Source organism: Martinezella hainanensis (assembly GCF_900094555.1).
Classification (GTDB): domain Bacteria; phylum Pseudomonadota; class Alphaproteobacteria; order Rhizobiales; family Rhizobiaceae; genus Rhizobium; species Rhizobium hainanense.
The window spans coordinates 334,069-354,873 of record NZ_FMAC01000006.1 but is presented as its reverse complement, the minus strand read 5'-3'; the positions used below and the strand labels follow the sequence as shown (position 1 = coordinate 354,873).

The 20,805-nt window shown below is 57.0% G+C and carries 18 protein-coding genes and 1 pseudogene; 14 read left to right on the top strand and 5 right to left on the bottom strand.

Annotated features, from left to right (window positions below):
- Positions 1 to 5: 5 nt before the first annotated feature.
- From GA0061100_RS20740 to GA0061100_RS20725, 4 genes and pseudogenes are all read left to right on the top strand, one after another.
- Positions 6 to 395, top strand: coding sequence for a RidA family protein (locus GA0061100_RS20740; protein ID WP_075854618.1), 390 nt, complete (start codon positions 6 to 8; stop codon positions 393 to 395).
- Between the two features lie 15 nt (positions 396 to 410).
- Entirely contained in the window at positions 411 to 1,220 is an 810-nt protein-coding gene (locus tag GA0061100_RS20735; protein WP_075854617.1) for an IclR family transcriptional regulator, read from the top strand.
- A 350-nt stretch (positions 1,221 to 1,570) separates the two neighbouring features.
- Positions 1,571 to 1,753 (top strand): annotated as a pseudogene (locus GA0061100_RS20730) (ABC transporter substrate-binding protein); the annotation flags it as partial.
- Positions 1,754 to 1,841: 88 nt separating this feature from the next.
- Positions 1,842 to 2,726, top strand: coding sequence for a GntR family transcriptional regulator (locus tag GA0061100_RS20725; RefSeq protein ID WP_075854616.1), 885 nt, complete (start codon positions 1,842 to 1,844; stop codon positions 2,724 to 2,726).
- On the opposite strand, the gene GA0061100_RS20720 is transcribed toward GA0061100_RS20725, so the two are convergent.
- On the bottom strand, positions 2,717 to 3,790 hold the full coding sequence (locus tag GA0061100_RS20720; protein WP_075854615.1) for a lactonase family protein: 1,074 nt from the start codon (positions 3,788 to 3,790) through the stop codon (positions 2,717 to 2,719). The two genes, GA0061100_RS20725 and GA0061100_RS20720, sit on opposite strands and share 10 nt — an antisense overlap.
- 145 nt (positions 3,791 to 3,935) lie before the next feature.
- On the opposite strand from GA0061100_RS20720, the gene GA0061100_RS20715 reads away from it, so the two are divergent.
- Both GA0061100_RS20715 and acnA read left to right on the top strand, forming a co-directional pair.
- Positions 3,936 to 5,288 (top strand): MFS transporter, encoded by a 1,353-nt coding sequence (locus tag GA0061100_RS20715; RefSeq protein WP_075854614.1) that lies wholly within the window; start codon positions 3,936 to 3,938, stop codon positions 5,286 to 5,288.
- 16 nt (positions 5,289 to 5,304) lie between these two features.
- The gene (gene acnA, locus GA0061100_RS20710; protein WP_075854613.1) at positions 5,305 to 7,950 is read left to right on the top strand and encodes an aconitate hydratase AcnA; all 2,646 of its coding nucleotides are present in this window, start codon (positions 5,305 to 5,307) and stop codon (positions 7,948 to 7,950) included.
- A 426-nt stretch (positions 7,951 to 8,376) separates the two neighbouring features.
- Here acnA and GA0061100_RS20705 read toward each other — a convergent pair whose 3' ends face one another.
- Positions 8,377 to 9,549 (bottom strand): ROK family transcriptional regulator, encoded by a 1,173-nt coding sequence (locus GA0061100_RS20705; protein WP_143525494.1) that lies wholly within the window; start codon positions 9,547 to 9,549, stop codon positions 8,377 to 8,379.
- Between the two features lie 374 nt (positions 9,550 to 9,923).
- On the opposite strand from GA0061100_RS20705, the gene GA0061100_RS20700 reads away from it, so the two are divergent.
- Entirely contained in the window at positions 9,924 to 11,678 is a 1,755-nt protein-coding gene (locus GA0061100_RS20700) for a glucosidase family protein (RefSeq protein ID WP_425298693.1), read from the top strand.
- A gap of 26 nt (positions 11,679 to 11,704) precedes the next feature.
- Here GA0061100_RS20700 and GA0061100_RS20695 read toward each other — a convergent pair whose 3' ends face one another.
- Entirely contained in the window at positions 11,705 to 12,328 is a 624-nt protein-coding gene (locus GA0061100_RS20695; RefSeq protein WP_075854610.1) for a GNAT family N-acetyltransferase, read from the bottom strand.
- 236 nt (positions 12,329 to 12,564) lie between these two features.
- Between GA0061100_RS20695 and GA0061100_RS20690 the strand changes: the two genes are divergently transcribed.
- The 3 genes from GA0061100_RS20690 (at position 12,565) to GA0061100_RS20680 (ending at position 15,758) form a co-directional block, all read left to right on the top strand.
- Entirely contained in the window at positions 12,565 to 13,899 is a 1,335-nt protein-coding gene (locus tag GA0061100_RS20690) for an extracellular solute-binding protein (protein WP_075854609.1), read from the top strand.
- A 132-nt stretch (positions 13,900 to 14,031) separates the two neighbouring features.
- Positions 14,032 to 14,928, top strand: a complete 897-nt coding sequence (locus tag GA0061100_RS20685) for a carbohydrate ABC transporter permease (RefSeq protein ID WP_075854608.1) — start codon at positions 14,032 to 14,034, stop codon at positions 14,926 to 14,928.
- Positions 14,925 to 15,758, top strand: coding sequence for a carbohydrate ABC transporter permease (locus tag GA0061100_RS20680; protein WP_075854607.1), 834 nt, complete (start codon positions 14,925 to 14,927; stop codon positions 15,756 to 15,758). The genes GA0061100_RS20685 and GA0061100_RS20680 overlap by 4 nt, the downstream gene beginning before the upstream one ends.
- Positions 15,759 to 16,041: 283 nt before the next feature.
- On the opposite strand, the gene GA0061100_RS20675 is transcribed toward GA0061100_RS20680, so the two are convergent.
- Positions 16,042 to 16,827, bottom strand: a complete 786-nt coding sequence (locus GA0061100_RS20675; protein WP_075854606.1) for a pyrroline-5-carboxylate reductase — start codon at positions 16,825 to 16,827, stop codon at positions 16,042 to 16,044.
- Between the two features lie 9 nt (positions 16,828 to 16,836).
- Complete coding sequence (locus GA0061100_RS20670; RefSeq protein WP_075854605.1) at positions 16,837 to 17,556, bottom strand: GntR family transcriptional regulator; 720 nt, start codon at positions 17,554 to 17,556, stop codon at positions 16,837 to 16,839.
- A gap of 196 nt (positions 17,557 to 17,752) precedes the next feature.
- Here GA0061100_RS20670 and GA0061100_RS20665 point away from each other — a divergent pair, with 196 nt between their 5' ends.
- The 4 genes from GA0061100_RS20665 to GA0061100_RS20650 all read left to right on the top strand — a co-directional run bounded on the left by GA0061100_RS20665 (position 17,753) and on the right by GA0061100_RS20650 (position 20,786).
- Positions 17,753 to 18,586, top strand: coding sequence for a substrate-binding periplasmic protein (locus GA0061100_RS20665; protein ID WP_075854766.1), 834 nt, complete (start codon positions 17,753 to 17,755; stop codon positions 18,584 to 18,586).
- A 68-nt stretch (positions 18,587 to 18,654) separates the two neighbouring features.
- Positions 18,655 to 19,452, top strand: a complete 798-nt coding sequence (locus GA0061100_RS20660) for an amino acid ABC transporter ATP-binding protein (protein ID WP_075854604.1) — start codon at positions 18,655 to 18,657, stop codon at positions 19,450 to 19,452.
- Complete coding sequence (locus GA0061100_RS20655; RefSeq protein WP_075854603.1) at positions 19,449 to 20,111, top strand: amino acid ABC transporter permease; 663 nt, start codon at positions 19,449 to 19,451, stop codon at positions 20,109 to 20,111. Before GA0061100_RS20660 ends, GA0061100_RS20655 begins: the two co-directional genes overlap by 4 nt.
- A 9-nt stretch (positions 20,112 to 20,120) precedes the next feature.
- Positions 20,121 to 20,786 carry an amino acid ABC transporter permease gene (locus GA0061100_RS20650; RefSeq protein ID WP_075854602.1) on the top strand — a complete coding sequence of 222 codons (666 nt, stop codon included), beginning with the start codon at positions 20,121 to 20,123 and terminating at the stop codon, positions 20,784 to 20,786.
- Positions 20,787 to 20,805 lie beyond the last annotated feature (19 nt).

Sequence of the window (20,805 nt, the reverse complement as noted above, 5' to 3'; positions counted from 1 at the left end):
ATATCATGACGATCAAGCGATATGGCGCGGGAGAAACGGGGGCTGGCGGTCAGCCGCTTCCCTTCGCCAGAGCAACCGAAGCCGCCGGCTGGCTCTATGTCTCCGGTCAGGTGCCAATGGAAAAGGGCGAGATCGTTCCCGGGGGCATCATCACCCAGAGCCGCAAGGCCATCGAAAACATGATTGCCATCCTTGAGGAGGCGGGCTACCGCCTGCAGGACGTGGTACGCGTCGGTGTATGGCTCGATGATCCGCGGGACTTCTGGAGCTTCAATGGCGTCTATGCCGAATATTTCAGCGAGAATCCTCCCGCCCGAGCTTGTGTGCAATCACGCATGATGGTCGACTGCAAGGTCGAAGTGGATTGTGTCGCGTATCGCGCGGATCGCGCCTGAAGATTGGAGAAATGCATGGCCGAGGCTGCTGTCGAGATCGCAGCACGACGCACCAGGGGATTGGATCGCGCATTCGAGATCTTGGAATTCCTGCGCGTGAAGCGGCAGCCGATGCGACCAAACGAGATCGCGGCGGAAATCGGTGCGCCGCGGTCGTCCGTGTATGAGCTGGTCAACCTTTTGCTTAGCCATGGGATGCTCGATTACCAGGGCGACGAAGGGCGAGTCTTTCTCGGCCGCCGCCTCTACTTCCTCGGAACAGCTTATGCCGAGCATTTCGATCTCATGCGCGAGTGCGAGCGTATGCTGACCCGCCTTGCCGAGGAAACCCGCGAGACTGCACAAATGTGCCTTCTTGAGGGCAACAAATACACCGTTGCCATGATGCGCGAAGGTATTCGCCCGTTCCGTATCTCGTCCAATGTTGGTGAACTCGTTTCCATCCCCTGGACGGCGTCCGGGCGATTGCTCGTTTCCCATCTGTCCGACCAGCAGATTGTCGACTTCATCCCGCCTGAGGATTTCATCCTGCCCGACGGCCGACGTCTGGATCCGGCGAATTTCATCGCGCAGGTGCGCGGGGCTGCCCAGGACGGCTATTTCACCTTCAATAGCGAGGTGGAGAATTTTACCCGCTGTTTTGCCGTCCCTATCTATCAAGCAGGCGGTAACTGTATTGCTACATTGTGCCTGGTCACTCCTCGGGAGGATGGGGTGCGCAACCGAGATGACTACCTTGACAGCCTATTGCGTGCCGCTGGTGAGATTAGTGAAAAGCTTGGCTATGGCCAGGATCAGTATCGTGGTGCTGGTGCGCGGCGTTAGTCTCACTGCTTGAGGCTTGAAAAATTAATGCGCTTCGCAGGCCCTGCAGGAAGAAGGCTCATGACGTGGCGAGGTCCATCTGACCAGGTGATTGTCGCAATCGCAACGAAAGGAGCGAAGGTCTTGTGCATGTCGGATACAGCGGGATTGCTAACGAGGATCTGCGATCGATGACGCGGAGTGTCGGGCTATCGCCAGACGGCAAGCGACAAGGGCGAGCCGAAACCTAAAGTCTTGTATCGCGTAAATTATCTATCCGGTGCCGTCGGAATACGTTTCGTCACCCTTTTCTAAAAATAAATAATATAATTATAAAATGCAATTCTGAGGGCTTCTAAAGTAATTATCACAAGGACGGATATGTGAAGGCGCTCGAGGCAAGTAAGGGCATCTTCACGCCGGACGGGATGATGCCTGAGGGAGGCCCCGAAACTGTTCTGACGATTCCTTCGGAATTCTCCAAGAATGTCAAAGGCAAGCAAATCGATCTTTCAAGGACGTATACGACGGAATTCGTCAAAAACGCCAGGTGAAGAAGATCGGGTTCAGGCATCGTTAGGGCTGTCTTGATGTTTTCTGCGGTGATAAAAAACCCGTATTGAAAGCGATGAATCGGAAGTCATGGCGAGAAGCAGCCTCACGCCGCAGATCAGCGGCAATATCATCGAATTCGTGAAAGCGAATGGGATGCGCAAAGGCCAGCATCTGCCTCTCCAGATGCTGGCTGATACATTCCGCGTCTCCCGCGCTCCGATCATGAGTGCGCTGCGGAGCCTGGAGGGTCGGGGTATTGTGCGCGCGGAGCCGAATAGGGGTTATTTTCTGGCCGTTGACGGCGACGATCTGGAATTATCAAGGCCAGATGGTCTGAAGGACGGCGACGGTGACGAAGTCATCTATTTCCGGATCGCAGAGGACCGTTTTTCCGGCAAGCTCGCCGAGCGAGTCAGTGAAAGCGAAATGATGCGCCTTTACGATCTGCCGCGAAGCCGGTTGCTGAAGATCCTGCACCGCATTGCCGATGAGGGATGGGTTGAGCGGCTGCCCGGTAACGGTTGGTCTTTCCGCCAGACTTTGACGTCACGCCAGAGTTATGAAGATGGCTATGCCTTCCGTGCCGTCATCGAGCAACAGGCCATGTTGCTGCCGAGCTTCAGGCCCGACCCCGAAGGTTTCAGACACGCGAGACAGGTACAGACGGAACTCGGGCAGGGCGGATATCAGACGTGGTCCCGCGCTGATATTTTCAAAGCAAACAACGAGTTTCACGAAATGCTCGTGGCTTGCTCGCGCAACGAGTTTTTCCTCGATGCGATCAAACGCATAAACCGCCTGCGTCGGCTGATCGAATATCACATCACGATCGACAGAAGCCGGCTTCCGCGGCAGACGACCGAACACCTGCATATTCTCGATCTGGTCGAAGATGGCCGCCGCAATGAGGCGGCAGCGTTTCTCTACACCCACATTATGGGGGCAAGCCGCATCAAAACGCCTCAGGTATGATCCAAATCCTTGAAAAGGATGCAGACGGGGCTGCCAACGGCAAGGGTGCTCGATATCCGCGAGAGATGCCCGGTTGCCTTGTCGATGCTGCAGGCAGTGATCGTATCGCTGTCTTCATTCGCGACCAGCAATGTCCGGCCCTCTGGGAGCATGGCAAAGAAGCGCGGCGTCCTTCCTGCCGTGGCCCACGAGCCCAGGGGTGTCATGCGTCCGTCTTCGCCGATCGAGAAGGCTGCGATCGTGTCGCTGCCGCGATTTGAAGCGTAGACGAAGCGGCCGTCGGCGGAAACCGCGATTTCGGCACCGCGGCTGTTGCCGGTAAAGCTGTCGGCAAGCGAAGACAGGATCTGGAACGGCTCGATGCTGCCCGTTGCCGGGTCGAAGCGATGCGCCGCGACGGTCGAGTCCAATTCGTTGATCACATAGGCAAGGCGCCCTCGCGGATGAAAGACGATGTGACGCGGGCCTGCGCCCTCCCGGGAGTGGCAGGACGCCACTTCCGTCAGCATGCCGGAAGCGGGATCCAAATGGTAAACGAGGATCTTGTCCAATCCCTTGTCCGGCACCGCAATCCAGTTTCCCGAAGGATCGAATTCCACCTGATGCGGTTTGGCGAAAGGCTGTTCGACCCGATGCGGGCCGACCTCTCCTTCGATGGTGGTGAGGCTCTCGACCGAACCAAGTCGCCCATCTTCCTGGCGGCGAAGAACGGCGAGCGTGGACGTGACGTGGTTTGCGACGATCAGAAACCGGTTCGATGGATCGAACGAGAGATGCACAGGGTTGCGCCCCTCGGTCGATTGCTTGTTCAGGAAGGTCAGGTGTCCTGATGCCGGGTCGATGGAGAAAGCGCTGACGCGATCGGAATCGCCGTGAACGGTATAAAGGAAATGCCCCGTTCGATCGAAGGCGAGGAAGGAAGGGTTTTCCATCTCCAGGAGCTGACGATGCTCCCAGCTCAAATCCTGCGCCAGCCGATAGACGTTCAACCCGTTGCCGCGCGCATTGCGAGCCCTCGTCGTGCGGGCGCCGACATAGGCGATCCTCGTCCTTTCTCCAGTCATGCGGACATCCTCCCTGAATGATGTGTCCAAAATCATAACGCGGCACGCACATCGTCGCAATTGCATTTTATAATCATATTGTGTAAATAGACCATATGTGCTCGAGTTGACCTCGGGCCGCCATCAATGCTTCTGGGAGGTAGCAATGACCGATACAGCGACAAGCGCGCTAGAAAAGACGACGATGCGGAAGGTCTTCTGGAGGATCGTCCCTTACACGTTCCTGCTTTATGTCATCTCGTATCTGGATCGCGCCAACCTCGGCTACGCGGCATTGCAGATGAACAAGGATCTGGCGCTGTCTGCCGAAGCCTTCGGCTTTGCCGGCGGTATCTTCTTCATCGGTTATTTCCTCTTCGAGGTGCCGAGCAACATCGCCCTGCAGAAATACGGATCGCGCATCTGGATCTCGCGCATCCTGCTGACCTGGGGCGCCGTTGCCGTGTTGACTGGTTTTGCCCAGAACGCCATGCAGCTTTATATCCTGCGCTTTCTTCTCGGCGTTGCCGAAGCCGGTTTCTTCCCCGGCATCATCATCTATCTGACCTATTGGTTCCGTTCGAAGGAGCAAGCGACGACGGTGGCGTTCTTCACGGCCGCCATTCCCGTTTCCTATCTGATGGGTGCGCCGCTCAGCACCTGGATCATGGACAATGTCAGCGGCTTCGGCCTTCCCGGATGGCGATGGATGCTCATTCTTGAGGGCGTTCCCGCGGTTACGGCCGGCATCTTCAATTATTTCTACATGACCGACCGCCCCGAAAAGGCGAAATGGCTGACCGAGGAAGAGCGCAACTGGCTTACCAAGGAGCTCGCGGCTGATCATGCCAACCGCAAGAACGTCAAGCATCTCGGGCTTTGGCAGGCGATTTCGAATCCCAAAGTGCTGTTCCTGTCGGCCATCTATTTCATCTATCAGGTCGGCAATCTCGGTATCGGACTGTGGATGCCGCAGATCATCCAGGGATTCGGCGCTAATCTCAGCCATTTTCAGATCGGCCTCGTCGCGATGGTGCCCTATGCGGTTGCCACCATCGCCATGGTCCTGTGGTCGCGCAGCTCGGACCGCACCGGCGAGCGTCAGAAGCATACCGCAGCACCATTGCTGATTGCCGGTGTCGCCTTGGCGGCCACGGGCCTGACCCGCGATCCTTATATCGCTATCGGCCTTATCTCCGTGGCGCTTGCGGGCATCTATGCCTTCAAGTCGCCCTTCTGGTCGTTGCCCGGTCTCTTCCTCAGCCGCTCGACCGCGGCAGTCTCGATTGCCGCCATCAATTCCATCGGCAATCTCGGCGGCTTTGTCGGTCCCTACGCCATGGGCGCAGCCAAGACCTGGACGGGCAGCGCTCTCGGTGGGCTCATGTTCCTCGCCGCACTGCTGTTCCTGTCCTTCCTGATGACCTGGTTCATGCGGGTCTCCAACGGAGAGACGGCGGAGGACGCTGGACCATCTGGGCAGTTTCATATCGCGCGCGCCAGGCAGCCCAAAACCTGAGGCAGAGTTTCAGAGCATGACGACGATCAGCAAATTCGACGCAAACGGCATCCAGTATGATATCATCGATCTGCCGCAGGTAGCAGGCGCTCTCCTTGGCCGGATGCCCTATATCCATCGCATCCTGCTGGAGAACGTGCTCCGGACGGGGGGAGACGACGCCGAACGCGCAAAATCGGCGATCATCGCCTGGCTCGACGAAGGCAGGAGCGAGGTCGAAATCCCCTTCCTGCCGAACCGCGTGCTGATGCACGACACGACCTGCGGGCCGGCGCTCGTCGATATCGCCGGCATGCGCTCGGCATTGGCCGAGGCCGGCGGTGACCCCGCCTTGCTCAATCCGGTGGTGCCGGTGGATGTTTCGACGGATCATTCGGTTGCCGTCGATGCATTCGGCAGCTCCGCTTCGCTGGAGCGGAACATGGTGCGGGAATATGAGCGCAATGCAGAGCGCTACAGCTTCATGAAATGGGCGACCAATACGCTCTCCGGCTTTAGGGTCCATCCCCCCGGGACGGGCATCATGCATACCCTCAATCTGGAGCGGCTTGCCACGGTCGTGACCGACCAGCAGAAGGACGGCAGGCGCTGGGCCGTTCCCGATACGCTGATCGGCACGGATAGCCACACACCGATGATCAATGGCATCGGCGTGCTTGCCTGGGGCGTCGGCGGCTTGGAGGCGGAAAGCGTCTTTTTCGGCATGCCGGTGACGCTGCGCGTGCCGGATGTCGTAGGCGTGCGCCTGACCGGCGGCCTGCGCGAGGGTGTTCTTGCCACCGATCTGGCATTGGTGGTTACCCATCTGCTGCGTCAGATCGATCTTCAGGACAAGTTCGTCGAATTCTACGGGCCGGGCGTTTCGACGCTGACAGCAGGCGATCGTGCCGTCGTTGCCAACATGACGCCGGAGTTCGGCGGCAACAGCGGCTATTTCCCGATCGACGGCCACACGATGCAATACTTGAGAGCGACGGGGCGAAGCGAGGGTCATGTCGATTTCGTTGAGCGTTACGCCAGACGCGTGGGCATCTGGTTCGACCCGTCGTGCGAGCCACGATATACCTCGACACTCGAAATCGATCTCGCAAGCATCGAGCCGAGTCTCGCTGGTCCTCGGCGTCCCCAGGACCGCATCCCTGTCGGCGAAACGGCGCATGCCATCGCCGACATGATGAAGGTATCGGTGGAAGTTGAGGGACAGCCAAACAACGGCGCCGTCGCGATCGCCGCGATCACGAGCTGCACGAACACCTCCGATCCCCGACTGCTTGTTGCAGCCGGCCTGCTCGCGCGCAAGGCGCGCGCCTACGGGCTATGTCCGCCGCATTGGGTGAAGACTTCGCTGGCGCCGGGCTCGCCGACTGCCGGGCGCTATCTCGAGCGCGCCGGTCTGCTTGAAGATCTTGAGGCGGTGGGTTTCGGGATCGTCGGCTATGGCTGCACGACATGCATCGGCAATTCCGGGCCGCTGACGGAGCCTGTCGCAAAGGCCATGGCCGAGCGCGGCATCCTGCCCGTGGCGGTGCTGTCGGGAAACCGGAATTTCCCTGGGCGCGTGCATCCGCAGCTGGAGGCAGGCTTTCTGGCATCTCCGCCGATGGTCGTCGCCTTTGCTCTGGCCGGCACCGTTGAGCTGGACATACTCTCAGACCCCATAGGTCTTTCGCAGGAAGGAATGCCGGTCACGCTTTCGATGCTGTGGCCGAAGGCGTCGGAGATCGACAAGGCCCTGGCACGGGCTGCGAATGTCTGGGACTTCGCACCTGCCTATGAGAAAGCCGAGGCTAGCAAGGCGTGGCGCGAGCTCGATGCGCCGACCACGACCATTTTTCCATGGGACGAGAAGTCGACCTATATTCGCCGGCCGCCCTTTGCGAGCTTCGGCAAGGGCACGTTGCTGGGCAATTATCAGGCTCATCCCATCTTGGTCGTCGGCGACGATATTACCACGGATCACATTTCTCCGGCCGGCGCCGTTTCAGTCGGCAGCGATGCGGGGACCTATCTCGTCGAGAGAGGAGAGAACCCAACCGATCTCAACGTCTTCGCGTCCCGCCGGGGAAACTGGGAAACCATGGTCCGCGGCCTGTTTACCAACAAGACCGTCCGCAACCTGATCGGCGCGGATATCCCGCCGGGCTCGACCGTCTATGCCCCTTCGGGCGATATGATGTCCCTATGGGCTGCGGCTCAACGCTATTCTGAAGACGATCGATCCGTCGTCATCGTCGCTGGCGAGCGATACGGCATGGGATCGTCGCGCGACTGGGCTGCGAAGGGAGTTGCCTTGCTCGGGGTAAGGGCGGTTCTCGCCCTGAGCTTCGAGCGGATACACAGGTGGAACCTGATCGGCATGGGCATCCTGCCGCTGCGGCTGCCGGATGGTTTTGGTCCGGACGAGCTCGCGCTTGTGTCGGGTGACGTTATCGAGATCGCCGCGGATGCGGCTCGCGTCGATCCGCGTTGCCAGATAGGGGTTGTCGTGAAACGTAAAGATGGGCAACAGACGCAGCTTGTCGCGACAGCAGCGATCGAAACCAGCGCGGAGGTCGAAATTCTCCGGGCCGGTGGCATCCTCCCACTTATCCTGCATAACGCGCTTCAGCCCCCGACAGCGCCCCTGATACGGAGGCGGCTTAATGGGGCCGTTCCACAATAAGGAAGAACCCGAAAAGGCGCCCACGGGTCCCTGGGGCAGGGCAACCCGGATCCTGATATCGACAATCTGAAGATCAAGAGCCAGAATTTTGATTGATGCCGGAGGAAGACGAGCGAGCCCGCGGTTCCGCCCCTTTCAAGATCAGCTAGGTGCAATATCGGCGCACCAGCTGTACAGCGATGGATGGATCGCCGAAGAACCAAATCTATTCAAGATGATATGGTCGCCCAATCTTGTTGTCGTGAGCGCAGCTGTCGAATAGCCGTGCCTCCGTCCGGCGTGCAATCACACAAGCAGGGCGCGGCTGCGCATTCCCTAGTTGTTCGTATATCTCTTGTGGCCACTCGCCGGCGGCTCGCTATCTCCTCAATCTCTGCCTGTTGAATTCGTCTTCTAGCAATTCATTTGCGCGATACGATGCTCATCTCATGGATCTTGCAAATCAACACCGAACAGCTCTTGGTGCATGTGCTCGACTGCAATGCCGATGCCGCCGACGAGAGCAGCCCGATTGCCAAACTGACTGATCTCGATACGGGGTGGGTAAGGCGTGCAACGTGGCAAATACCTGCGAATAGCTTCGACAAGTTCGGGGCGCGCGCCGATACTGCCGCCCATGATCACCAGTTCTGGATCGAGCGTTGCACCGATTGCGGCAATGGCAAGCGCAATCGATCGCGAAGTTTCCTCGATCACGGCAACAGCGGCTGGCTCGCCAGCCGCCAGAGCCGAAAAAAGATCCGCTACAGTTGCCTCACCCTGCCCACCATATCCAGAATAACGCCGCACCATTGCAGCACTACCCACAGCGCTTTCAAGAGTACCGAGGGTAAAGCCACCCGGATCAAATGGCTCCCCGCCGAGAGGTAGATAGGCGATCTCCCCGGCGGCGCCGCGTGCGCCGCGCATGAGGCTGCCATTTGCAATGATGCCCATGCCGATACCGGTGCCCAGCGCCACGAAGGCAAAATTATCTGATGTGGAGCCGTGCCCTCGCCATCGTTCTCCCTGTGCGGCAAGATTGACGTCGTTTTCAATGATGACCGGGATTGCCATCCGGTCACTCAAGAGGCCGCGCAAGTCAATTGTTTCGACTCCCGGGATGTTCGGGGCGACATTGATATGTCCGGTGGCCGGATCAAGCACACCTGGCGTAGCCAGCACTATGACGCGCAATTTGGCCAGATCGATGCAGGCGCTCCGAGCAAGGTCCTGTATAATGGCGTGGAATTGATCGACCAGATGGACCCCGCCGAGCGAACTTGTGGGCACTTTGGTTTCGGCGACGATGTTACCAACCAGATCGCAGATGATGGCGGCGATCTTGGTTCCGCCTAGATCGATGGATGCTGCGAAACCCGCACTTGCATCAAGCTCATAGGTTATTGCAGTTCGCCCCAGGCGCCCGTCGGTATATCCGCTCGGCTTCAACCAACCATTGTTCTCCAAATTGCGAACGACGTCGGAAATCGTTTGTTTGGACAAGCCCGTTTGCTTGGCAATATCCGCGCGGGAAATAGGGCCTTTTGCAAGTATGGTCCGAATAACGGAATTTGTTGAGATTTTTCGCGCTATCGGTGTCTGGTTCGCATTAGGCATCATTGCTGGCACGCGTTCCACCCTTAATTAGTTCGGGACCTTTTCCTAATTCATCCAGCTCGCGCTGCGGCTGTGCCAATTTCAAGTGAAAAAGTCCTGAAATTCAAGTGAATCTCAGTTATCTGGCTAAACCAAATCATTTAATTTGTCCATGTCATTGACAAATTAAGCGCCCAATTTGTAGACTTGCCCAATGGCTGAGCAAATTGCGGAGGGGTAATGAAAGCGAGGTCAAAGGATGGGAGATATAGTCCCGCATTCGCTGCGGACTTCATCGCGCTCCAATCCGGCAAGGTTGCTGGATATCGCAGCCTGGATTTCACACGTCATCCCATTCCCGACACCGCGCAGTGAAAGGTGCTTGATTTGCCATGATGACCCCCACGTCCCAAGGCGAAATCATCAGCAGGCATCCCGTCATTCTGCCGATCATGGCGCCTCGGCTGCAGGCGGACGCGCATCCCGACGGGTATCTTGATCTCGCTCTTTGGGGAAGCGGCCGCCTGGGGCGCATACGTTTTTCCAAGCTGGCCGGACCGTACGTCTATGGTCCAAACAGGATCATTGCCGAAGCGGGCGGCATCTTCGTGGCCCAGTCAAAGCCCATCCTCCTGATCCGCAATGCTCGCCTGGAAGGAATCTATCCGGCTCGTCGTGGTGCCTGGTGGCATGAGATTGACGAGGACAGTCCGCGGGCCAAGATCATCAAACGCAATAACCGCCGCACGGTCGTGACCGGCTGGGGAGCGATGATCATTGAGGTCAGCAATGGTGATATCCGTGTCGCTGCCGGTGCCTCCGAAGAGGAGGCTGAAGCCGCATTTGGTCTTGCAGGCGATGCTATCGTAGCGGAAGCTGCGGATTATGTAGCCCGGTGCGACGTCGCGCCCAAGGCCGATCCCGTGATGCGCAGCATGGTGATGCAGGGCGCGCATGCCGCCTTTTCCAGCATCCGTCTTGACGAGAATGGCGTATTTGCCGGCCTGGCTGCTGGGCAGGCCTACAGCGCGCCCGCACGCACCTATTATCGTGATGGCTACTGGACGATGCAAATACTGCTGAAGCTTGCGCCAGAAGCTGTACGCGATGAAATTCGACTTTTGGCCAAGGGAATCCAGCCCGACGGGGAGGCGCCAAGCGGCGTGATCGTGACCGGACCGGCGCAATCGCGCGCCTGGCAGAACTTCGTTCTCGATTGCAGGCTGAACCCAGAGAAATATCACGGAAAGGCTGTTCCGGAGCATCACAATCGTCCAGGTGATTGGTGGAGCGATCATTTTGACAGCCCGCTTTTCTTCATCCTCTTTCTCGTCGACTATGTGGATGCCACGGGGGATACGGCAGAAGCACTGCTGCACTGGCCACTCGTCACGGCTATCGTTGAACGATATCTGGGTTTTGCAGGCCCTGGTAGCGTACTGCCGCTCAAGCCACGAAATGACAGGGACTGGGCAGACAACGTCTATCGGGAGGGTCTCGTCTCCTATAATCTCGGCCTTTTCGTCGGCGCTTTAGATGCCGTGGCTAAGTTGGGGGCGGGGCACGATCCCGCGTTGGCACGGAAGGCAAGCGAAACAGCGCAGCACGCTCGTGCCGAAATCGAGGATAAGCTCTTTGTCCCGAGCAGAAACGGTTACGCCGATTTCATCACCCCTGATGGATTTGTTGAAGATCATCTCGTGCTCGACAGCCTGACGCTCTCCCGTTATGGGGCCATTTCGCCGACGCGCGCCGCTGGCCTCCTGAAGGCGATGGAAGCGGCCCTGGAAGCTCGAAATAACAAGCAGCAGCCCTATGGCGATTGGGGCGTCCTTTGCGCGTTCCCACCATTTAAACGGGCAAGTGACGTGAGATCGAAGACCGCTTTCCCTTTCCGTTACCACAATGGATCGGATTGGCCTTATTGGGACGGCGTCTATGCGGAAGAAAGAATACGCCACGGCCTTGGTGGAGCGCGTTATGCGCTTATACGCTGGTGGGAGGCCTGCCTGGCAAATGGTTGGGCAGGTGCGGTCGAGTATTTCTCGCCACCCTACGGACGCGGCTCTCTGCTGCAGGGATGGAGCGCGATGCCAGCGGCTGTTGTCCTTAAATATGGCTTAGAAGCTGCGAACGCGGAGAACAGGTGATGAGCGGATGGGGGCAGGACTTGCGTTTAAACTGCCGGCCTATCCAGTTTCATGACGAAGGCAAGGTGGTCGTTGTGGCTGAGTTCTTCGAAACCGAGATGCCTGTAGAAGCCCTTGGCGCGTTCGTTTGCGGGACTAACGCCAAGATGGACCGCAGGCACGCCGTGGCCCGAAAGCTTGTTGAGCATGGTCTCGACCATCAGGCGTCCCCACCCACCCGATTGGGCCTCAGGCAGAATATTGATATGAAGATGCGCAGGGTAGGTCGTTTCAAGACCCGACGTTCCGCTATGAGGGTTGGCGATTCGCTCCAGAACATCGGCGTCTTTTGCAACGCTCGGTGTCAGGCCAGCGATCTCCCGCCGAACAAGCGGCCACCAGTTTCTGTCGAGCGCTTCATCGAAGCTTGCAGTATCCGGCGTACCGACAACATAGCCTATGACCCGCTCGTCTTTGGCGAGAACGAACGCAAAATCCGGAGCAAATTTGAGATAAGGCACGGCCCACACATAACCGGGAAGGCGCGGATTGCTGTAAAGCGCGCTCGCGTCGGCTCCGGCGTCAGCCGTCATCAGGCAAATATGGAAGAGGGCGTCAACGTCGTCCTCGTTGGCCGGACGGATGAAACAATCGTCGATCTTAGGAGGCATGGCATCATCGATTTGCTGGCCGCTGCTCGGTGCGAACTGATGTCAGGCGGCGGTAAAACTGAGAAGGTTGAGGGACTGCATCTGAGGGCTCAGAGCCCACAAACTTTTTGGAAAGAATAAGGAAATTCGTTGGGCCAGTAAAGGCCTGACAATGCAAGACATTCGGCATGTCTTAGTAAGACCGGCCGGTTGGAATCGATAGAAACTGCCAAAACGCAGCTAGAGGGAACCAATCAATGTTTAGCGATTTCATCTCCATCAATGCAGCATTCATTCTAAAGAAGGCAGGAATTTTGGCGGGCGCCACTTTCGTGGGGTTTGGCATATCGACTATTGCCTTTGCCGACACACTCACGGTTTGGGACGACCACGATTCGGAGTCGAGAGCCGCCGTGATGACCGAGCTCAACGCCAATTTCCAGAAGGCGCATCCCGACGTTAAGCTTGACCACACCGTACGCGATTTCCAGGATCTCAATCTTACGCTTAAGCTCGCCGTTTCCTCCGGCGACGGCCCAGTGGTGACCAAGGTCAACCAGGGAGCTGGCGCGATGGGGGCGATGGTGAAGGAAAACCTTCTCGTTCCTGTCGATACCTACCTCAAGAAATATGGATGGGATAAAAACCAGTCTGATAGTCTCCTGGCGCGCGACCGCTGGTCGGGCAAGGGCGAGTTCGGTGTCGGTGAGACCTACGGCATCTCGTCGCTCGCCGAAATCGTCGGCCTTTATTACAATGAAAAGGTCTTGAAAGCCGCTGGCGTTGAACTTCCGCTCAAGAGCTTTGACGATTTCCTTGCCGCCCTCGATAAGGTCAAGGCGGCAGGCACCGCACCGCTCACGATCGGTACGGCCAAGGGCCACCTGGCGCTCCATATGCTGGCGGGGATCAGTCAAGCGCATATCGATGCATCTGATCGAAAAGCGCTCGATGACTTGATTTACGGCCGTGGTGGCACCTGGAATACGCCCGGTAATCTGGAATCGGCCAGACTTGTCCAGAACTGGGCAAAGAACGGTTATTTCTTCGACGGCTACCAGGGAATCTCAGGTGATGATGCCGTTCAACTGTTTGTCGCTGGCCAGGGAGCCTTCCTGATTTCGGGGACCTGGTACTTTGGCGAGATGCAAAACAATCCAGATATCCATTTCATGCCGATCCCGGCACCCGCCGGCATCAAGCATCCGCTTTCGGTTGGTGGTGTCGACCTTGCCTGGGCGATCACGAGCCTGGCGAAGAGTGACAAAATGAAGGATCTGGCCGGCGAATACATCAACTATATGGTCTCCAAGGACGCGTCCGTTACCTGGGTCCATGCCGGCTATCTACCTGCAACTCCGGTTCCGGAGGATGCCGGGGTCAGCGCTTCCCCACTCCTGAAAGAAGGCATCTCAATGTGGAAGTCGTTGAACGATAACAATGCCCTTGGACATTATCCCGATTGGGCGAGCCCGACCATGCTCAAGACGTTTGACGAAAACACGCCTTTGCTGCTTGCGAACAAGGAAACACCAGAAGAACTGGTCGGCAAGCTCGATGCGGACTACGCCGCCTACATGAAGAGCAAGTGATTACCACGGTGCACACCTATCCCGCCGCGCTACTCAATTGACAAAAAGCAGCGGCGGGAAACTTCGGTACGTCTATCCTGATCACGGCCAGAGCAGTACAATTCGGCGTCTGGCATATTTCCGAGATGGTGCATGAAACGCTCGCCACTTGACGCAAAGGCCAGCAGAAATCTCATTTATATTCTGCCCGGTTTGCTGCTCTATTTTGCTCTTGTCCTTGGTCCTATTGTTGCGGCAATCGGTATCAGCTTCACTGAATGGAATGGGATCAGTCCGCCCAACTGGATCGGGATTGGCAATTATGCAAAATTGCTTTCAGATGAGACGTTCTATATAGCGTTGAAAAATAATGCTTTTTTCATGGTATTTTACTGCGTCATTCCGATTGTCGTTGGCCTTTCATTTGCTGCGATGGTCTGGACGCTTAGGCAACGCGAGCAGTTCGCACTACGTACGCTGCTGTTCCTGCCCTATATCATGCCTACCGCCGTCCTTGGCATCATTTGGCACTGGCTTTACAATCCCGCTTTCGGTCCCATCAATCAGGCACTGAAGCTGATTGGCTTGGGTTCGATCGCTTTACCTTGGCTTGGCGACTTCACCTTTGTCTTGCCCGCCGTTGGCCTTGTCGCAAGCTGGTATTTCTTTGGTTTCTGCATGGTCCTGTTTCTTTCCGGCATCCAGCGGATTGATCCGGCGCTGTTTGAAGCGGCAAGGGTCGACGGTGCCAGTGGGAGCAGGATTTTCTTCTTCATCACACTGCCACTCCTCCTGCCCGAGATACGTATCGCGCTCCTTCTCACTATCATTTCTTCTATCAAGAGTTTTGATCTGATCTTTACGATGACGCGGGGTGGCCCGGCCAATGCGACCCTCGTTCCCAACATTTATATGTACGAGCTTGGTTTCCAATTGAATCGCTATGGATATGCCTCGGCCGTTGCCATCATCGGTGCAATTCTAGTCTTTACAATCAACTATGCCGTTCATCGGCTGGTGCGGCCGGTGAATGAAGGGAGTGCATCGTGAGCCGAGCTTCTCATGGAATAGGCGCAGTCTTGCCCTCGCGTGTCATTCTTTGGCTGTTCGCGATCTTGACTGTTGTTCCCTTTGCTCTTCTGATACTTACTTCTTTGAAGAGTCGTACAGATCTCCTGCAGGGCGCATTCGTATTGCCGGCCTATCCCCATTTCGAAAATTATGCAAATGCTTGGATCGATGGGCGGTTTAATGTCTATTTCCTGAATTCCGTCATGATTGTTTTCCCGGTGGTAGTCGTTAGCATCATACTTGGCACGTTAACGGGATTCGCGTTCGCATTCCTGACCTTTCCGTTCAGGCGCACCATTTTTGTCCTTCTAACAGTTGGCATGATGGTGCCGACCGAGGCTTTCATCATTCCGCTCTACTATGAAATGCGCCATGTCGGTCTCATCAACACCTATGCTGCGCTGATCCTTCCTCAAATTGCCATGTCATTGCCTTTTGCGACCATGTTCATGGCCAGCGCGATGCAACAGCTGCCGTCGGAAATCATAGAAGCAGCTGTCCTCGACGGGGCATCCAGACGATACATTCTTTCCAAGGTCATCGTCCCTTTGATGCTGCCGTCAATGTCTACGCTGGCATTGTTCTTGTTTATCTGGACTTGGAACGAGTTTCTTATCCCGCTTGTCCTTGTCAATGATGATAACTATCGGACCCTGCCGATTGGCATGTTGTTTTTCCAGGGGCGTTATACGGTCAATACCCCTGTGTTAACGGCGGGCGCTGTTATCGTCATCGGGCCGCTCATTCTTGCCTACATGCTATTCCAGCGGAAACTCATCACGGGCCTCACGGCCGGAGCGACAAAATAAAACTGTGTTGATCTTATTTCTGAAGAGATCGGCGCGCACTCGGGCGCCATGATGCGGCGAGTATCTTTGTTCGCAACATTCCATGTTCACCACCTCAAATCAGTCATTCCGGCAGGGTCAGGCTCTTGGCTCACCTAATGAATGCGTTGCGAACGGAATTTGCAATAACAGGATCATTGGTTCTTATCCCTTCAAGAGCAAAATGTTTAGTGCTTGCCGGAAATGTAGCCGGTGCAATAACGTGGGGTTCTGAAGGTAAGTTCGTTTATAACGGGCCATGCCCTCAGATGTCGCCACCGCGTCCTTCGATACGAGCCAGTACCCGATCCAATGCCGAGACCAATATGGTGTGCCCGCCCTTCGTCTCGAAATCTGATAGGACCTGCTCATTCAGCCCGCCCCTTGTGGCGAATTGCTTGCTGAGCGAATGAAACGAATGGACAGTCTTCTCATTGGCCCGCTGCGCGAGGCTTTCAAAAAGCGGTGCGATATAGGCTTGGCCCTTCGTTCGATCGAGCCCGTTCTTTTCCAGCCAGTCGTTCGTGAACTCCATGATACCGAAGAAGGTCGACATCATGGCGCTGGCCGCGGCAAGAAGATCATACTCCTTGCGGGATGCGCATTGAACGGCCGTACCAAGCGCATCGAACAGGGCGGCGATTTCTTGATTGGGAGGGTAGATGGCGGTCACGCCTCGACGATTGGCAACGAATGGCAAAGGGATCGCTTGTACGAGCTCTGTATCGGCCTGGATCCAGTCGAGCAGGTTTTGGCGCTCCATCGTGGCGACGACGCTGATGATGCTTTGTCCCTCTCTGAAACGAAGCCGGCGTATGACGTCCTCGGCAATCTGCGGACGGATGGCGAGAACAACAATGTCGCTCTGATCGACGACTGCCTGGTTGTCAGTCGCGACAGTTACCTTATCGAACTTGGCGGAAAGCGTTGCGGCGATTTCCGCATTGCGAGGCGAGACATGGATATTGAAGGAGTGCGCCGGCTCGGCCAGGAGGCCCTCCACCATGGCTTCCGTGATCGCGCCGGTGCCTACAAAACCGATCACTTTCATCCGCGCCACCTATTCAGCCGCTCGCGCGGGTCCGAGGGAAACGTCCGTCGCGTAGTTCTCGCGCATGAAATTGATGAAGTTGTCCTGGAATTGCCGGGTGTGAGCATGGGCGAGCTCATCCGCCAGATCGACGTTCCTATCCCGGATCGCCTCCAGCATCAGGCTATGCTCGTCCGTGAGGAGATATCCCTCGTGGGTACGCTCCAGATATTCGAAATGCAGGTGCAGCATGCGCTGACCCTGGGACAAAAGCTTGTCGTAGAAAGAGGCCAGATACTGGTTCTTGCCGGCATAGGCGATCGCCATGTGGAACTCTTTGTTCGCCTCCGACATCGCCAGATGATTTCCAATCTTGACGGCGGTCGCAAATGCCTTTTCCCGTTTGGCAATGAGCTTGAGGTCGGTATCGGTTCGCAGTGCCGCAGCTAGACGGGTGTTCATCCTTTGCGCAATGTCGAGCGCTTCCACATATTTCGGAAAGGTCGCGACTTCGATCGGCGCAACGATCGTGCTGCGGTTGGAAAGCGTCACGACGAGCTCTTCCGCACCCAGGCGGATCAAGGCTTCCCGCACCGGTGATCGCGACATGTCGAAGCGTTCGGCCAGGCTCATCTCGTCGAGAAGCTGCCCCGGCGGCAAGGTGAGCGCGAGGATTTCGTTTCGCAGCGTATCATAGACGCTTTTCCAACCGGTTCCCCGAACCCTTTTCACTTCAGTCTCGTCAGACACTTAAGTCCCTTTCATTTGCGTATGCGGCATTGGGCCAGAAAAGCAGCGTGTCGGCAATGTAAAATTTCCGCTTGACTTTGTCGACACGCTGTTGACATAAATTTGTCAGTCGACACGCAGCCGACAAAAAACACAAAGAAACGGCTAAAGCCGACGAGTGGAACCGCGCTTCGCGCACAGCAAAAGAGGAATGCCGATGCTTTCGAAGTTGATCACGTCCGCCTTGCGGGCGTTGCCTGCGCTCGCCCTGATGGGGGGTCTTTCCGCCACCACCGCTCACGCTCAGACCGCCGACGGCTATTGGCAGGGCGTGCAGAAGGCAGGGGTTTTGAGGTGTGGCGCGGCCGTGGCGCCGCCTTATGTCATGCGCGACCCGGCAACGGGCGAGTATTCGGGCTTCTTTGCCGATCTTTGCAAGGAATTCGCCGACGTTCTCAAGGTGAAGCCGCAATTCGTCGATACGACTTGGGACAATATCGTTGCCGGCCTTCAGGCCGGAAAATGGGACGTTTCGCTGGCACTGAACCGGACGCCGACCCGCGCCATGGCCGTCCAGTTCTCCATCCCCGCGATGGAGTATCAAATCTCGCTTGCCTACAATAGAAACAATCCGAAAATCCCGGCGACGGCAACCTCGGTGGCCGATCTCGACAAGGCTGGCGTGACGATCGCCGTCATGTCTGGAACTGCCCAGGACAAGGCAATCTCCGCAGCCGTGAAGAATGCCACGATCATGCGGCTTCCAGGCAATGACGAGACACGCCTGGCGCTTACCTCGAAGCGGGCCGACATCCTGGTCGACGCCTCCGATACCAACCAGCTTCTGACCCAGGCAAATCCCGATTGGGCCATCGCCCTGAACCCGAAGCCCGCCCTTGCCAAGCAAGGCGTATCCTTCGGTCTGCCGCATAATATGTCGGCTTCAGACGTCGAAGTCGTGAACATCTTTCTCGAAGAGAAGGTCGCGACCGGCCATGTCGACGAGCTGATCCACAAGGCCGTCGATGAAGTCCTCAAGGGCGCAAAATAAGTCCCGTCCGGCGTCGGCGCCTAGCCGCCGACGCATTCTCTCGCTTTTCAGACAAACCGAGATCGGCCATGACCATGTCCTTCAGCCTTCCCCTCGTCAAAATGCAGGCGCTCCACAAGAGCTATGGCAACGGAGCCATCCAGGTGCTGAAAGGCATCGACATCGAAATGAAACCTGGCGAACGCGTCGTTGTCATCGGCCCGAGCGGCGGCGGCAAGAGCACGCTGCTCAGGGTAATGATGGGCCTTGAGCAGATAGATAGCGGGTCGATCGGCTTTGATGGGAAGGCCTATATATCGTCTCAAGGCCTTGGCAAGAAGACCCTCATCGATACCGAAGTCCGCCGATCAATCGGCATGGTCTTTCAGCACTACACGCTCTTTCCGCACCTGAATGTCATCCAGAACCTCATCCTTGCGCCCTGCAAGGTACGCGGCGAGGCAAAATCGAAGGCTATGGCTCGTGCCCAAAACTTTCTTGAGCGGTTCGGACTTGGTGCGAAGGCCAATGCGTACCCCGCCCAGCTTTCCGGCGGTCAGAAGCAGCGCGTCGCGATTGCCCGCGCCTTGATGCTGGATCCCAAGCTGATGCTTTTCGACGAGGTGACTTCGGCACTCGACCCTGAGCTTGTCAGCGAGGTGGAGCAGGTGATCCTCCAATTGGCATCGCAGAACATGCCAATGATGATCGTCACCCACGACATGTGGTTTGCGAAGAATATTGCCTCGCGCGTGATCTTTTGCGCCGGTGGAGTCGTCGTCGAGGATGGCCCTCCCGAACAGGTGCTCGGCTCTCCCAGGGAAGAGCGCACCAAGGAATTCATCGACCGCGTGTTCCACATCAAGCAGCAGGGGGCGGTTGCGTGAGTTACACTTTCGACTTCAACGCAGTCTCGATCGCGCCGCTGCTCAAGGGGTTATGGGTGTCTCTGGAGCTGACGGCGGCAGCCAATGTCATCGGCATTGGTCTGGGATTTGTGCTCGCTCTTTTGATCATGAGTCCTTACCGGCTAGTCCGTCTGCCGTTCATGCTGTTCGTCGAATTTTTCCGCTGCACGCCCGCCATCATTCAGATCGTCTGGATCTTCTACTGCGTTCCGATGATCTTCGACGTCTTTCTCGACCCGATCACAATGGGTGTGATGGCGCTCGGGCTGAACCTCATGGCCTTCAATGCCGAAGCCTATCGCGCGGCGATCCAGGCAGTTCCGCGCGAGCAGCTCGACGCCGGTATCGCGCTCGGCCTGTCGCCGCTGCAGCGGGTATTCTACATCGTTTTCCCGACGGCATTTCGCGCTTCCATCCCCGTTTTGCTGACGAACGGCATCGTCATTTTCCAGCAGAGTGCGCTGGTTGCGATCGTGGCGATCCAGGATCTCATGTACCAGGGAAAGACGCTTGCGACCGAAACATACCGGCCGATCGAAACATTCACGGTCGTGGCGCTGATCTATTTCGTCGTCTCCTTTCCGATCACGCAGATCGTCGGCTTCCTGGAACGCCGCCGGCTGCTTCTCGTCAGCTAGGAGGCCAGGATGACGCTCGACTTCTCGATTCTTCTCCGCTTCGAGCACGCGCTTTTGCTCGGCCTTTGGATGACCGTCAAATTGACAGTCATCTGCATCGCGCTCGGATGCTCTCTCGGCTTTCTGGTGGGTCTTGCCAGAACCTCCAGCAATGTGGCGCTAAGAGCTGTCTCCAGCGTCTATGTCGAGTTCTTCCGTGGTACGCCGGTACTCATTCAGCTCTTCTGGATCTTCTTTTGCCTACCTTTGCTGCTTGGTGTCGAACTGTCGAACCTTGCATCGGGTGTGATTGCGCTAACCCTCTACATGGGGGCGATCACCAGCGAGACCTTCCGGGCGAGCCTGAAATCGATCGGACCTGAGCAACTGGACGCCTGCGTTGCGCTTGGACTTCCGCGCAATATCCAGGTGGTCAATGTCGTGCTGCCGCAGGCCGTGTTGCGTGCGATTCCGACGCTGCTGTCGAACTGCGTCAGCCTGTTCAAGGAGAGCGCCCTGGTTTCCGCCGTCGGGATGGCGGACCTCATGTTCGTCGGCCAAAACATCTCGAATAACACGGCAAGGCCCGTCGAGGTGCTGACGGTCGTCGCCCTGATCTATTTCGTCATCGCATTTCCGCTGACGCGAGCCGTCTCTCTCATCGAGGCGCGCATCCTGAAGAAACTCGCCATCTAAACGCAATCGCTTCACATAC